The organism is Mesorhizobium sp. M0522 (assembly GCF_040321085.1).
Lineage (GTDB): Bacteria > Pseudomonadota > Alphaproteobacteria > Rhizobiales > Rhizobiaceae > Mesorhizobium.
Map to the genome: position 1 here is coordinate 1 of NZ_JAMYQW010000015.1, position 12,934 is coordinate 12,934.

Consider the following 12,934-nt stretch of genomic DNA (forward strand, 5'->3'; position numbering starts at 1 on the left):
GCGGGTTCCTTCCCTGGAGGCTTCCGGACGCCGGCCTCGAGCCACGCCATCTCAGTAGACGGCCGGCATCCGAAACCCATCACAACAGCGGACGTTGTTGGATTGCGATCCGCAGCACCAAGGTGACGAAGGCCGTCAATATTCTTCGCGTTGACAGCGGTTCTGTGGGAAGCGAAAGCTGCGTCCAATAGGAAGCTCGCGCTACCTCTTCTCCAGGCCTTTGAGATGTTCGATGAAGGCCCGCAGTTTGGGGTGAACTTGAGACCGCTGCGGGTAGTAGAGGTACACACCCGAGCTTGTCCCGGTGAAGTGGTCCAGAACGACTTCGAGCTTGCCGCTCGTCAACTTGTCGCTGATCGCTTCTTCAGGGCTGTAAACGACCCCCAAGCCGTCGACGGCCGCATCGATCGCCAGCAGAACATCATTGAGGATCAGCGGCCCCTTTACCTGAACCTCAAATTCCTTGCCGTCGGTCTCGAACTCCCATCGATCGTACACACGATTGCCAGCTCCCGCGCAGATGCAAGGATGGGCCAACAGGTCTTTTGGATGTTCAGGGTGCCCATGCTTGTCAAGGTAGGCCGGTGCAGCAGCCACAACCTATCGGATGGGACCGAAGAGTTTGAGCGCCACGACATCTTTGGCAAGGATGTCTGACACCCGTATTCCTGCATCAAACCCGCGCTCGAATATGTTGGTGGCCGCGTTCTCGAAGAAGATCTCAACCGTCACATCCGGGTACTTTTCGATAAAGGTCGCGATCAGCGGCCTAAGGAAGTTCGGATAGACGGTCTGCGGGACATTCAAGCGCAGACGACCGGCAGGCTTGTCCGCTGCGCTTCCCGCGTCCTTCATAGCGGAAAGGATCGCATCCAGCGCCGGTCCCGCCTGTTGCAGGAATTTCTCCCCGGCTTCGGTCAAGCTCGTAGCTCGTGTCGTTCTTGTAAGCAGGGTGACGCCCAGGCGAGTTTCGAGGTGTCTGATCATCTTGCTTATCGCAGGCGGCGAAACCCTGAGTGCTTCTGCCGCCGCCGTGAAGTTCCGCTTCTCGGCGACAAGCGCAAACGCCACAAGCCCATCAAGCTGATCCTTGTCCATTATGAACCTCTGGTTAATGTCGCATCAACCCGAATGCCATTTTTTTTGAAAGGAACGGCCATCGTATTCTGCGCTCACTTACGAAGACACAGCCGCAAACGCTGATGTGTTTCGGAGGTTGATCAAACCCAGTGGAGGTGCAGCACCATGAAGAACTATGCAGACGATTTCGAAACAGGCGCTCCCGAGATGCCAAGCCGCCGTAAATTGTTCGCCGCTGGGCTAGGCATCGCCGCAGCGTCGCTGCTGCCTCTTTCCGAGTCGAGAGCTCAAACGGCAACATCGGGTGCCGCAGCCACAGGTGCAAGGTCATCGAACCTTCAGCGTCGCATGCTCGGCTCGCTGGAAGTCTCTGCCATGGGGATGGGCTGCCAAAACTTTGCCGGGATGTACAGCCCGCCCACGAACAGGCAGGAGGCCGTGCGGATCATCCGGGCGGCGCATGACCGGGGCGTGACCTTTTTCGACGTCGCTGAAGTCTATGGACCCTTCCTGGGCGAGGATATTGTTGGCGAGGCGCTTTCGCCGATCCGCGACCAGGTGATCATCGCGACCAAGTTCGGCTTCGACATCACGCCCGAAGGCCAGGTCACAGGCGTCAACAGCCGCCCTGACAATATCAAGCGGGTGACCGAGCAACAGCTCCGCCGCTTGAAGACGGACTACATTGATCTTCAATACCAACACCGTGTCGATCCGACCGTGCCCGTCGAAGACGTGGCCGGAGCGGTGCAGGAATTGGTCCGTGAAGGCAAGGTCCGCCACTTCGGCCTGTCCGCTGCAGGCGAAGCGACCATCCGCCGCGCCCACAAAGTGCAGCCAGTCACGGCGGTGCAGAATGAATACTCTGTCTGGACCCGCGATCCGGAGGTGGAGGTTCTGGCGACCTGCGAGGAGCTTGGCATCGGGTTCGTGCCATGGAGCCCGCTCGGCATGGGATACCTGACCGGTACAGTCACCCCCATGTTCGTGCATGGCCCTGCCGACCTACGGGCCAACCTGCCGCGCTTCACGCCTGAAGCCCGCCGCGCCAACTGGCCGGTGGTCGAACTGCTACAGCGCGTAGGCGCACGTCATCAGGCTGCGCCCGGCCAGGTCGCCCTTGCCTGGTTGCTCGCCCGTAAGCCGTGGATCGTGCCCATTCCCGGCCCGATAACGGAGGACCAGATGGACCAGAACATGGACGCGCTGCAGGTCCAGTTGAGTGCGGCCGATGTCAAGGAGATCGATGACGGCTTTGCCCGGATCACGGTCCAGGGCGCGCGTCTCAGCCCACCAATGCTCGCGATGATCGATACCGGCGCAAAACTTGGAACGAGTTCCAAGGGCGACCCGGCATGTCACCGGTCAGGTGACCAACCCACAAGAACCGACGGGCTGAAGTCTAGCCGGGTACCTGCGGCGCTTCTTGTCCGAGGCGCTGCCACCTCTGTGGTCCTCGCTCCGGTCTTTCCGGATCGGTAGGGCCAGCCAGAGAGCACAACGAAGGAGACTGCCATGAATAACAACAATCGGGTCGCTGTAATCACTGGTGCATCCTCCGGAATCGGTGAGGCGCTGGCACGTGAGCTTCTTTCAGAAGGATATCGCGTAGCCCTTCTAGGGCGGCGCCTCGAGCGTGTCGCGGCACTCGCAGACGAACTCGGCGAAGGCGCTATCGCGATCCAGGCTGACGTGACCGACCGGGACTCCATCGCTGGAGCCGCCGCGCGCGTCCAGGAGTTCGGCGGCGCCGATGTTCTAGTCAACAACGCAGGCGTGATGCTCACAGCGCCGTTTGGATCGGACAAGCGATCCGAGCATCGGCAGATGGTCGAAACCAATCTCCTGGGTGCCATGACTGTGACTGAGGTTTTCCTTGACCAACTCCGCGCCAAGAAGGGAGATCTGGTGAACATCTCTTCTGTGGCAGGTCGCGTAGCTCCAGCCGGGTTCGCTGCCTATTCGGCAACCAAATGGGGGATCAACGGCTGGTCCGAGGCGCTTCGCGTCGAACTCCAGCCAGACATCCGCGTGATAGTCATCGAGCCTGGTGCGGTGGCGACAGAATTATCCGACCACATCACACACGAGGAAAGCAAAAAGTCTGCTCAGGACTACCGCGACAACGTTGCAATTCCGGCTCAAGACATCGCCGAAATCATAGCCTTTGCTCTCAGCCGGCCGAAGCGGACGTCCCTCAACGGGATCCTGGTCCGCCCGACCGTGCAGGCGATGTGAACAACTGTCTTGCAGCCCCATGCGCCGCAAGATCGGTGAAGGGCTGACAACATGAAAGGACACATGAGATGAGTAACAAAGTGTGGTTCATCACCGGGGCAGGACGTGGCCTCGGCCTGGACATTGCCAAGGCGGCCCTGGCAGCCGGCCACAAGGTGGTCGCGACTGGCCGTAATCCAGACAAGGTGGCGAACGCTCTAGGTGCTTCCGACGACCTTCTTGTCGTGAAACTCGATGTCACCAAGGCCGCTGACGCCGACGCCGCCGCGCAGGCGACCCTTGAGCGGTTCGGACGGATCGACGTGCTGGTCAACAACGCGGCCAGCTTCTACGCCGGGTATTTCGAGGAACTGTCTCCCAAGCAGATGCAGTTGCAGCTAAGCACGAGCCTTGACGGTCCGATGATAGTGACGCGGGCGTTCCTTCCGGTCATGCGCAAGCAGCGCTCCGGCCAGATCGTCTCGATCTCCTCGACGGCAGGTCTGATGGGCTTTGAATTCTGCACAGCCTACTCTGCTTCGAAGTTTGGCCTCGATGGCTGGATGGAAGCGCTGCAGACTGAAGTCGGTCCGTTCGGCGTCGAGACGATGATCGTCAACCCAGGCTTTTTCCGCACGGAGCTTCTGACCGAGGAGTCCACTAGTTACGCGGAAATCGCGATCGAAGATTATCACGAGCGACGCACGGCACAGATTGCCTTCTGGACGTCCCAGCACGGCAAGCAGGGCGGTGACCCCGCTAAGCTGGCACGCGCTCTAATCACGCTCGCTGAGCAGGACGAACTGCCACGGCGCTTCCTCGCTGGCTCTGACGCTATCCAGGTGGCGGAGCAGAAGATTGCTCTCTTGCAGCAGCAGATCGAAGCGTACCGAGAACTGTCGAGTTCTCTCGCCATAGACTGAGGACGCTGGAACGCCCTGAGTCCACACCCTGCGTGCGGGCTTTGGGGCATTCGCCGATCCTCTATCTGCGTACCTTCCGAAGTCCGCTTTGGGCCGACTGTAGTCTTCGGGGCCACATTACTTCCCCTTGTAAGCCCAAGGCAGCAGCTCATCGATCCGGCTCTGCTTGTGACCGTTGACGATGGCGGTGAGCGTATTGGTCAGGTAGGCCTGCGGATCGACGGCGTTGAGTTTGCAGGTCTCGATGAGCGATGCGATGGTGGCCCAGTTCTCGGCTCCAGCGTCGTGCCCCGCAAAGAGTGCATTCTTGCGATTGAGGGCATCGGCCGGATGGTTCGCTCGACGCTGTTGTTGTCGATCTCGATGCGGCCGTCGGTCAGGAAGAGCTTCAAACCATCCCAATATTTGGCGATGTACGCCAAGGCCTCGCCGAGTGGATACTTGGTCGCGACACGGGCGCGGTGATGGACGAGCCAGGTCTGCATGTCGGTGACCAGTGGCGTTGATCGTTCCTGTCGTCCGGCGAGGCGAGCCTCCGGATCAAAGGCCACGCAGTTCGGCCTCGATCCGATCCAGTTCGCTGATCCGCTTGACGCCCTCTTCGGCGATAGGTGCTGCTCCGTTGCGGGTTATCTCCACCAGCTTGCGGCGAGCGTGTGCCCAACAATAGGCAAGCCGGATGTCCGAGCCGACACGGTCAGGTGCGATCAGTCTGTTGTATCCGGCATAGCCATCGACCTGCAGGATGCCGGAGAAGCCCTGCAATATCCGTTCGGCATGAATGCCCCGAGCGTAGGTGAAGGCCACACCAGGCGGAGCACCGCCGCAACTGGATGTTCTCAACCGAACAGGCGCGCCTCAAATTGGCCAAGGCCTATCCAAAGCCAACCGCCAAAGAGTCATAATCCATGTGCAGAGATACTAGTTGCCGGCGGGCATGGTCAGTGCAGCAGGTTTGCTCCGCGTGCCTTGACGATGTTTCGCATGATGCCGTTAAGCCAGTCCTCAGTGGAGGAACCGGATCGTCTCCTGTCGATCTCGCCGATCGCCTGCTCGAGCGTCCGCTCGACCAGCCGGTCGGAAGCGTCAACGTCTCCCAGCAGCAGACGCGCTGCGAGCCTGAGCTTAGGCAGCAGGGAAAATACGTCGTCTGACGGCTCGGTCGCCAGATTTCCGCTTGATGCTTTGGGCTCGGAGGGGAAGAGAGCATCGAAAACAGCCTGGCCGTCCGAGGATTTTCTGAGGCTGCTGGCATACCGAAGGCGCTCAGGAATAACGATGTCTTCGTCGCCGCTGAAAAACACGAACGGCACGCCGCGGCGCATCAGTTCGTCCGCGATCGGGAATACCCGTCTTCCGTTGAGATTGACGTCCAGGATTGCGGCTTCCGCCTCATCGGTATGCTTCGACGCCTGTTCGACTGTCGCCACGGGGCCAAGCACGACGGCGCCCATCTTGCTGAAATAACGTGCAAGATCGCCCGCCAGCATCCATTCGTCCTCGACGATCAGGATATGCAAGCCTTGCAGGTCGCGCACCTCATTGTTCCTTCTTTCTGCGGGAGTCACGGCTGTCGGCGCGGACATTTTGCTGGCTTTATCTCAGGTGGTCGTTTTGCCATTGGAACCGCCTCGAAAACCGGATGTTAATGCCCACCGGCGGTGCTTTGTTCCGTTCGAGGACTATTTACTGGCATGAGGCTCGGTCCGGTCCCTAAAGCACGTCGCGTTTTGCCGGCCTCATGCGACGCGCTTTAGGCTGTTGTTTTTATTCATCTCGTTATCGCAAAACCGCTGCACACTTTTGCGCGACATGCATTAGTCTGAGGTCCGATTTGGCGGTTTCGCAGCCGCGGCTGTTACCGAGGCGTGGCATGGTGTTCCAGAACGGAAGATTTCCCATTGTCGGCGTCGGCGCATCGGCCGGCGGCATTCCCGCGATGGAGGGCCTGTTCAAAGGGCTGACCGGCGGCACCGGCATGGCGTTCGTCGTCGTCACTAATCTGAGCCCAGAGCGCGAAAGCCTGCTGCATGACGTTATCGCACGTTACACCGGCATGCCGGTCATCGTCGCCGAGGAGGGCATGGCGGTCCAACCCGACCAAGTCTATGTGATGCCGCAAAACGTCGTCCTCACCATCCGTAAGGGCGCGCTTTCGCTGCGCCGGCCGAACACGCTTAACCGCGAGCGCACACCGATCGACATCTTCTTCCGTGCACTGGCCGAGGACCAAGGGGAGTACGCCATAGGCATCATCCTGTCGGGGGGCGATTCGGACGGCACGCTGGGCGCCCGGGCGATCAAGGAACATGGCGGACTGACGATTGCCCAAGCCTCCGACGGTTCCGGCGCGCGCAACCCGGACATGCCGCAAAGCGCGATTTCGAGCGGCCTGATCGATATCGCAGCGCCCGCCGAGGAGATCGGCGCAAAGCTTCAGGCGTTTGGCCGCGGCTTCAATGTGCTGAACGGGCTGGCCGAGGGGGGTGGCGAGCACAAGGCTGACATGGATCGGGCCGCCGATGAAATCGACCCCACTCTGCGCGGCCATTCCGGTCACGACTTTTCCAGCTTAAAGACGAAGACGTTCTCCGTCAATGAAGAGGCACAGTCGACCAATGAGCTTGAGGCCTCGAAGGAGGAAATGCAGTCGCTCAACGAAGAGCTAAACACCATCAACGCGGAGCTGACCGGCAAGATAGAGGAACTCGATCGCGCCAACAGCGATCTCAGAAACTTGTTCGAAAGCACGGAAATCGCCACCATCTTCCTCGACCGCAACCTTGTGGTGCGGACCTTTACTCCCGCCGCGTCATCGTTCTTCAACTTGCGTCCGTCCGATGTCGGCCGACCGCTGACCGATCTTTCGAGCCAGCTCGACTACCCCGAGTTGAAGCGGCACATCCAGGCGGTGTTCGAGACGGGAGAGACCCTGAACCATCACCTTGCGCGCGACGACAAGGGCCGGTTCTATCTGGTTCGCATCAACCCTTACCGGGACAAAGGCGGCAGCATCCAAGGCGTGGTCGTGACCATGATCGACGTGACGACGCTGGCGCAGGCGGAAGAGCGTCAGCAGGTGCTCATCTCGGAGCTGAACCATCGCGTCAAGAACATGCTGGCGGTCGTCGCCAGCATCACCAACCGGACGCGCGAATACTCGGCGTCGAAAGAGGAGTTCGCCGAAGCCTTGATCGGGCGCCTGCATGCAATGTCACGAGCCTATAGTCTGCTCTCGCGCGAGAGCTGGACGGAAGCCTCCGTCGAGGAACTGCTGCACCAGGAACTCGACGCCTTCGGGGCCGAACGGTTCGAGCTCGATGGCAAGCGGGTAAGCCTCAAGCCTGTACAGGGGCTTTCGTTCGGCATGGCAATCCATGAACTGGCGACCAATGCCGCCAAATATGGCGCACTGTCGAAGCCTGCCGGGCGGATAATTGTGAAATGGTCGGTGGTGGATGGAACCTTCAAGCTCGTCTGGCGCGAGAAGGGCGGCCCCCGCATCAAGGAGCCAACCGACAGCGGCTTCGGCCTTACCCTTCTGCGCGGAGAAATCGGCTATAGGCTGGGCGGAAAAGTTGAAACAAGTTTCCGCTCAAATGGTTTGGAGGCGGAAATCGCATTCCCTCTGACCCGCGAGGAATCGTCGTGACCGGAAAGGTGCGTGTGCTGATCGTCGAGGATGAATGGCTGATCGCCGACGATGCGGCGGCTTACCTGCGCAAAGCCGGCCATCAGGTGGCTGGACCTGTTTCGTCGGTGACGGCGGCACTCCGGCTCATTGGCGAAGGCGGCGTCGACGCGGCGTTACTGGATATCCAGTTGAACGACGAAACCAGCTATCCCGTTGCGGAAGCGTTGCGGACGCGTGGTGTTCCGTTCGCCTTCCTCTCCGGCTTTGGCGAACGCGAAATTCCGGCCGGGTTCCGCGCTTGCAGGATCGTGCAGAAGCCGGCGAGCCAGAGTGCGATCCTGAATGCCGTGGATGAACTCGCACGAGCCGGCTGAGGTCGCGATTTGAAAGTCGCGCCAGGTCACATCGGCGTGGTGCGTGCCTGCCGCGAACGACAAACGCCTATGGCAATATCCGCACCGGTACCGATTTGACCGCCGGAACATGAGCCTTTTCGGCTCTGTGCCACAAAGGAACCAGCGGGTTGAGCTCGGGATAAATAACCGGCACAATTTCCCTCCGGCACCGAGTAAGGCGTGATGCGCAGTCCGTGCACGCGGCGCTCCACACCGTCCTGCGCGTTGGCTTCGAGATCGACCTCCTGTCCCACGCTCAAACCGAGGCGCTGGATATCTTTCTCGCTCATCAACAGCACCATGCGTGTGCCGCTGATGCCGCGCAGCCGGTCGTTGTAGCCGTAGACGGTCGTGTTGAACTGATCGTTGGAGCGGACCGTGATCAGTGTCAGCACATCATCGCCGGCGACATCGATGTCGGGATCGGTTTCAAGGCCACTTGGCAGCTTGAAGTTGGCCTTCTTGTTCGGCGTCTCCCACACCCGCTTGCTCGCCTTGATGTCGCGATGGAAGCCGCCGGGCGTCAGGAAACGCTCGTTGAAGTCGCGGAAGTGTTGGGGGTAGCAGCGCTCGATTTCGTCGCGGATGCGGGAATAATCCCCAACCCACTCGTCCCATGGGATCGAACTCCTGCCCGGCACTGTCGCCTTGGCAAGCTCGGCAACGATCCTGGGTTCGGAAAGCAGATTCGGCGAAGCCGGAGGTCGCGATCCGAACGAGCCGTGGATACAGGCGGTGGAATCCTCGATCGACACTCTTTGGTCGCCGCTTGCCTGATGATCTCTTTCCAGCCGTGACAGGCAAGGCAGCAAATAGGTTGTCCGCCCGGCGATCAGGTGACTCCGGTTGAGCTTGGTCGCGATCTCGACATGCAGGTCGAGCCCACGCCAGGCTTTCTCGACCAGGCCGGTTTCCGGCACGGCCCGCACGAAATTGCCGCCGAGCCCGACGAAGCCCTTGACCGATCCGTCGATGACGCCTTCGCACGTCTCGACCGTATCGAGACCTTTCTCGCGCGGCGGTTCAAAGGCGTAGAATTCGGCGAACTTGTCGAGCGGGACGAGCTCGGGCTTTTCCGATATGCCGACGGTGCGCTGCCCCTGGACATTGGAATGGCCGCGCAGCGGCGAAATGCCGGCGCCGGGTTTTCCGATATTGCCGCGCAGCATCAAAAGGTTGCACAGCATCTGGACGTTCTCGGTGCCGTGCCGATGCTGGGTCAAGCCCATGCCGTAATTGCCGATCACCGCGTTGGCATGGCTGTAGACCTCGGCGACATGCTCCAGGTCGGTCTGCGCAATGCCGGATCGCGCGACGATATCGCTCCACTGGGTTTTGCGCAGGAAGGCTTCGAATTCGGCGAAGCCATGCGTGTGCTCGGCGATGAAAGCCGGGTCGAGGACACGCGTCCTGCCGCTTTCGCGGGCGGCATCGTCGAGCGCCAGCAAGGCCTTGGCGATACCCGTCATCGCGGCGATATCGCCGCCCGAACGAACCTGGAAGAAGTCGCTGGACATTTTGGTGCCAGGCCCGGGCGACAGCATGTCGACAGGGTTTTGCGGGTTCTTGAAGCGTTTCAGTCCCCGCTCTGGCAAGGGATTGAAGGTAAAGACGGGCACGTTGCGTTGACGTGCCTCTTGCAGCGGATGCAGCAGGCGCGGCGCCGTCACCCCGGTGTTGTGCCCGAAGAAGAACATCATGTTGCATTTCGCAAAGTCTTCGAGCTGCACGGTCCCGACCGGGGAGCCGATCGATTCCGGCAAGCCGACCGAGGTCGATTCATGACACATGTTGGACGAATCGGGCAGGTTCGAAGACCCATAGATTCGTGCAAAAAGCTGGTACATGAACGAGGCCTCGAGCGAGGCGCGGCCAGACGTGTAGAACACTACCGATTTGGGATCGAGCCGCCGCAGTTCGGCAGCTATGTCGCGGAACGCATCGTCCCAGGAGACCGGCTCGTAACGGTCGGTGGCGGCATTGTAGCGCATGGGCTCGGTAAGCCTGCCCTGCTTCTCCAGATCGTGGTCCGGCCAATCGAGCAGTTCCGTCACCGATGCTCGGCGAAGAAAGCGGTTTCGCAGCGCAGCTTGGTCTGGTCCCACATCGTCGCCTTGGCACCGTTTTCACAGAATTCGAACGGTCTCGGCTGGGCTGGCTTTGCCCATGAGCAAGACACGCACATATAGCCGTCGGCCTTGTTCTGCTTGAGCAGCGTGCTCCATATCCCGGACAATAGCAGGCCTTCGCCGCGCGCCTTGCGGACCAGGGATTTGAGCGATCCCCAGCCGCCTGTCGGGTGGTCGTATTTCTTGGTTTGGATGCGATCGGTTACGGCGGGTTTCATGCAAGCCACTCCCTGTAGAAGAGCACTCATACGAACCCCGCGGTGAGGCTGAATGTTCCGGGCTGGGTCCGTACCGTCACGCCGGTCCGTCTCGCCGGAACCATTTCCGCCATCGTTTGTTCGGCTCGAAGAAAGGAGCCGCGCGAAATGGAGCGACGTAACGCGTTAATTGCGATGGTGATTTCGGCCATTATTATCGTCGGCTTTCTCATAGGCTTTTTGTACGGCGATATGGGCTGGCAAACCTCGCCGCTCAAAAGAGCCCCTGAGCAGAACCAGGGTGGCAATGCTCCAGCCGACACCTCGCCTGCCGCCGGCATCAAAAAGAACCCCAAGGAAAATACCGAAATGCCAGGCCAGCAATGACGTAAGGCCAGCAATGAAATCCAGCAGCAAGGCAATACCACGAACTGAAACGGGGTCCTGTTTTTGCGGCGCCATAACGGCGGAGATGCGCGGCGAGCCTTTCTGGATTTGCTCCGATCACGATGACGACTGCCGCAAGGCGATAGGAAGCCCACTAACGGTGTGGGTCGGTTATCGGCCTTCCGAATTCTCGTTGCTCACCGGCACGCCGAAGACCTTTTCGAAAACCCCAGGCGTGCTTCGGTCCTTCTGTGCGGATTGCGGAACATCGATCGGCTATGTCGACCAGGGCCTGCCCGACGAACTCTATCTGGCGATCGGCTTCCTCGATCATCCCGAACGGTTTCCGCCGCAGGCTCACGCATATTGGGACATGAGGCTTCCCTGGGTCGACTTTCCAGACGAGCTGCCGCGGGTGGGGACGTATTCGAGGCGGCGAGATCCGGCGTTCGGAAATCCGGCAGACCGATAGCCTACTGCCCGCCTGCAGGTGGAAAAGTACCGTTCGCAGCCTCGTACGAAAACGACAATTGGCGCGCGGCCGAAAACGCGCGATCATGTGCCAATGGGCCGCCGTTTGGATGACAAGCTCGATTGCAAGGCGTGCGGGACGATCCTGATGGAGATTCCCGACAACCCGAAGGATTCGACGCCGATCCATTGCAGCAATTGCGGCGCCTATCTCGGCGAATGGGGCGATCTGCAGGAGGATTTCTTCAGGCAGGCGTTCGGTGCCCAGGCCTTCGATCTGAACAACGGAAACATCATCAAGAAATAATCCTGGATCCCGCCGGCCCCAAGCCACGGCCTGTGGACCCGGCTCGTTGCGGCAATCACCGTTAGTATCGGACCCTCGGGAACCTTTCTCCCGAGCCGCTTGTTTGGGTGGCGGAAGGAGAAACGCCATGAGCACAAAACCTCCGCCTGTGCCGCCGAAGAATCTGAGCCCAAAGGGCGCCGGTGACAAAAAATCGGTAGCAGCCGACCAGGCGCCGCAATCGACCGTGCCGGATCCCGACAAGCAGGGCCAGCAAGGCAATACGAAGGTCAACACCACCCATCAAGGCAACGTCCAGGATCGCTAGGTCATGTCCACGTCGAAGAAGACTCCTGCCAGCATCCGCCAGGGCGGTCCCGGCGCCGCGCACGAAAACGCCAAGAAGCCGCTGAGCGTCGAAAAGCCGCCGGCCGACTCCGACCGTCGCAGCCACAGCAAGGTCTCCGGCGGCGGCGGCGAACGCGACAGCCACCATACCCACGACCCCGAAAAGAAAGGCGACACTCGGCCCGCGCATCAGGGCAAGTGAAGTCGGGCGGCGACGCGATGATCGGTGTGGTTCGAGCGAAGTGTCAGCGGGGACGCCGCGCCGAGGCGAACGGCACGACATTGTCGACAATTGCCACCGGCAAGTCGAACAGCATCGGAAGCCCGCGCGTCGCGGCCATTTCCACGATCAGCTCCTCGATGGAGTGATCGGTCAGACGGGTCTCGACGCCCAGCCGGATCATCGCCGCCAGCTTGTGCACCGGCACCGGCACGGACTTCGCCCGGTCGTCGAGCAGCTTGCTGATTTCGATCACGACGTCGGCGTCGATATTCCTGGGCAAGTCTCGCATAAGCGCCTCCCCGCCAAACGAAACGAAAAGCCCGCCGCACCTTTCGACACGGCGGGCGATCCAGTAATGCGTCCCGGCGAGGGGATCGGGGTGGGCGTGCCGGCGCGCGCAGATCGCAAGTAATTTTAGTTAAATCCGTCAACTTCGATGTGTCACGGAAAAACGTCTGTACGTTTTTTACCGAACCGCACGGATCGTTAGCTGTCCCCGCCGTCGCGCGGCGCGGCAGCACAGATGGCGCGATCCATTGCCCTCCGGACAGCGAACTCAAACAGTATACATTATAAACTTAAAACATCTTGCCAGGTGATCCAGCCTATGCTCCACTTGAGCCGGGAACATGGCTGATAGGTCG

The 12,934-nt window shown here is 60.4% G+C and carries 12 protein-coding genes and 3 pseudogenes; 10 read left to right on the forward strand and 5 right to left on the reverse strand.

Annotated features, from left to right (window positions below):
- Window positions 1–201 precede the first annotated feature (201 nt).
- Window positions 202–1,098, reverse strand: a pseudogene (locus tag NKI58_RS17485) (LysR family transcriptional regulator).
- A gap of 147 nt (window positions 1,099–1,245) precedes the next feature.
- Here NKI58_RS17485 and NKI58_RS17490 point away from each other — a divergent pair.
- From NKI58_RS17490 to NKI58_RS17500, 3 genes are all read left to right on the forward strand, one after another.
- Window positions 1,246–2,562, forward strand: a complete 1,317-nt coding sequence (locus tag NKI58_RS17490; protein WP_352786775.1) for an aldo/keto reductase — start codon at window positions 1,246–1,248, stop codon at window positions 2,560–2,562.
- 33 nt (window positions 2,563–2,595) lie between these two features.
- Window positions 2,596–3,318, forward strand: a complete 723-nt coding sequence (locus tag NKI58_RS17495; RefSeq protein WP_352590419.1) for an SDR family oxidoreductase — start codon at window positions 2,596–2,598, stop codon at window positions 3,316–3,318.
- Window positions 3,319–3,386: 68 nt separating this feature from the next.
- Window positions 3,387–4,220, forward strand: coding sequence for an SDR family NAD(P)-dependent oxidoreductase (locus tag NKI58_RS17500; protein ID WP_352590416.1), 834 nt, complete (start codon window positions 3,387–3,389; stop codon window positions 4,218–4,220).
- Window positions 4,221–4,337: 117 nt separating this feature from the next.
- Here the strand turns inward: NKI58_RS17500 and tnpC are convergent.
- Both tnpC and NKI58_RS17510 read right to left on the reverse strand, forming a co-directional pair.
- Window positions 4,338–5,045, reverse strand: a pseudogene (tnpC, locus tag NKI58_RS17505) (IS66 family transposase); the annotation flags it as partial.
- 116 nt (window positions 5,046–5,161) lie between these two features.
- Window positions 5,162–5,758 carry a response regulator gene (locus NKI58_RS17510; protein WP_036238319.1) on the reverse strand — a complete coding sequence of 199 codons (597 nt, stop codon included), beginning with the start codon at window positions 5,756–5,758 and terminating at the stop codon, window positions 5,162–5,164.
- A gap of 335 nt (window positions 5,759–6,093) precedes the next feature.
- On the opposite strand from NKI58_RS17510, the gene NKI58_RS17515 reads away from it, so the two are divergent.
- Window positions 6,094–7,872, forward strand: coding sequence for a chemotaxis protein CheB (locus NKI58_RS17515; RefSeq protein WP_352853570.1), 1,779 nt, complete (start codon window positions 6,094–6,096; stop codon window positions 7,870–7,872).
- 14 nt (window positions 7,873–7,886) lie between these two features.
- Window positions 7,887–8,228, forward strand: a complete 342-nt coding sequence (locus NKI58_RS17520; RefSeq protein WP_352620992.1) for a response regulator — start codon at window positions 7,887–7,889, stop codon at window positions 8,226–8,228.
- 67 nt (window positions 8,229–8,295) lie between these two features.
- On the opposite strand, the pseudogene NKI58_RS17525 reads toward NKI58_RS17520, so the two are convergent.
- Window positions 8,296–10,596: pseudogene (locus NKI58_RS17525) on the reverse strand (FdhF/YdeP family oxidoreductase).
- 147 nt (window positions 10,597–10,743) lie between these two features.
- Between NKI58_RS17525 and NKI58_RS17530 the strand changes: the two are divergent.
- The 5 genes from NKI58_RS17530 to NKI58_RS17550 all read left to right on the forward strand — a co-directional run bounded on the left by NKI58_RS17530 (window position 10,744) and on the right by NKI58_RS17550 (window position 12,269).
- Window positions 10,744–10,962 carry a hypothetical protein gene (locus NKI58_RS17530; RefSeq protein ID WP_254818791.1) on the forward strand — a complete coding sequence of 73 codons (219 nt, stop codon included), beginning with the start codon at window positions 10,744–10,746 and terminating at the stop codon, window positions 10,960–10,962.
- Window positions 10,963–10,975: 13 nt separating this feature from the next.
- Entirely contained in the window at window positions 10,976–11,434 is a 459-nt protein-coding gene (locus NKI58_RS17535) for a GFA family protein (protein WP_502897406.1), read from the forward strand.
- Between the two features lie 147 nt (window positions 11,435–11,581).
- Window positions 11,582–11,740, forward strand: coding sequence for a hypothetical protein (locus NKI58_RS17540; RefSeq protein WP_023676108.1), 159 nt, complete (start codon window positions 11,582–11,584; stop codon window positions 11,738–11,740).
- Window positions 11,741–11,867: 127 nt separating this feature from the next.
- Entirely contained in the window at window positions 11,868–12,047 is a 180-nt protein-coding gene (locus NKI58_RS17545; RefSeq protein ID WP_031193315.1) for a hypothetical protein, read from the forward strand.
- Window positions 12,048–12,050: 3 nt separating this feature from the next.
- Window positions 12,051–12,269, forward strand: a complete 219-nt coding sequence (locus NKI58_RS17550) for a hypothetical protein (protein ID WP_352590409.1) — start codon at window positions 12,051–12,053, stop codon at window positions 12,267–12,269.
- Between the two features lie 43 nt (window positions 12,270–12,312).
- On the opposite strand, the gene NKI58_RS17555 is transcribed toward NKI58_RS17550, so the two are convergent.
- On the reverse strand, window positions 12,313–12,579 hold the full coding sequence (locus NKI58_RS17555; RefSeq protein ID WP_352620994.1) for a hypothetical protein: 267 nt from the start codon (window positions 12,577–12,579) through the stop codon (window positions 12,313–12,315).
- Window positions 12,580–12,934 lie beyond the last annotated feature (355 nt).

Coding starts and splice junctions, on each gene's coding strand:
- NKI58_RS17495 (WP_352590419.1), top strand. CDS start 2,596: ATGAATAACAACAATCGGGTCGCTGTAATCACTGGTGCATCCTCCGGA.
- NKI58_RS17550 (WP_352590409.1), top strand. CDS start 12,051: ATGTCCACGTCGAAGAAGACTCCTGCCAGCATCCGCCAGGGCGGTCCC.
- NKI58_RS17535 (WP_502897406.1), top strand. CDS start 10,976: ATGAAATCCAGCAGCAAGGCAATACCACGAACTGAAACGGGGTCCTGT.
- NKI58_RS17545 (WP_031193315.1), top strand. CDS start 11,868: ATGAGCACAAAACCTCCGCCTGTGCCGCCGAAGAATCTGAGCCCAAAG.
- NKI58_RS17515 (WP_352853570.1), top strand. CDS start 6,094: ATGGTGTTCCAGAACGGAAGATTTCCCATTGTCGGCGTCGGCGCATCG.
- NKI58_RS17555 (WP_352620994.1), bottom strand. CDS start 12,579: ATGCGAGACTTGCCCAGGAATATCGACGCCGACGTCGTGATCGAAATC.
- NKI58_RS17500 (WP_352590416.1), top strand. CDS start 3,387: ATGAGTAACAAAGTGTGGTTCATCACCGGGGCAGGACGTGGCCTCGGC.
- NKI58_RS17490 (WP_352786775.1), top strand. CDS start 1,246: ATGAAGAACTATGCAGACGATTTCGAAACAGGCGCTCCCGAGATGCCA.
- NKI58_RS17530 (WP_254818791.1), top strand. CDS start 10,744: ATGGAGCGACGTAACGCGTTAATTGCGATGGTGATTTCGGCCATTATT.
- NKI58_RS17540 (WP_023676108.1), top strand. CDS start 11,582: ATGGAGATTCCCGACAACCCGAAGGATTCGACGCCGATCCATTGCAGC.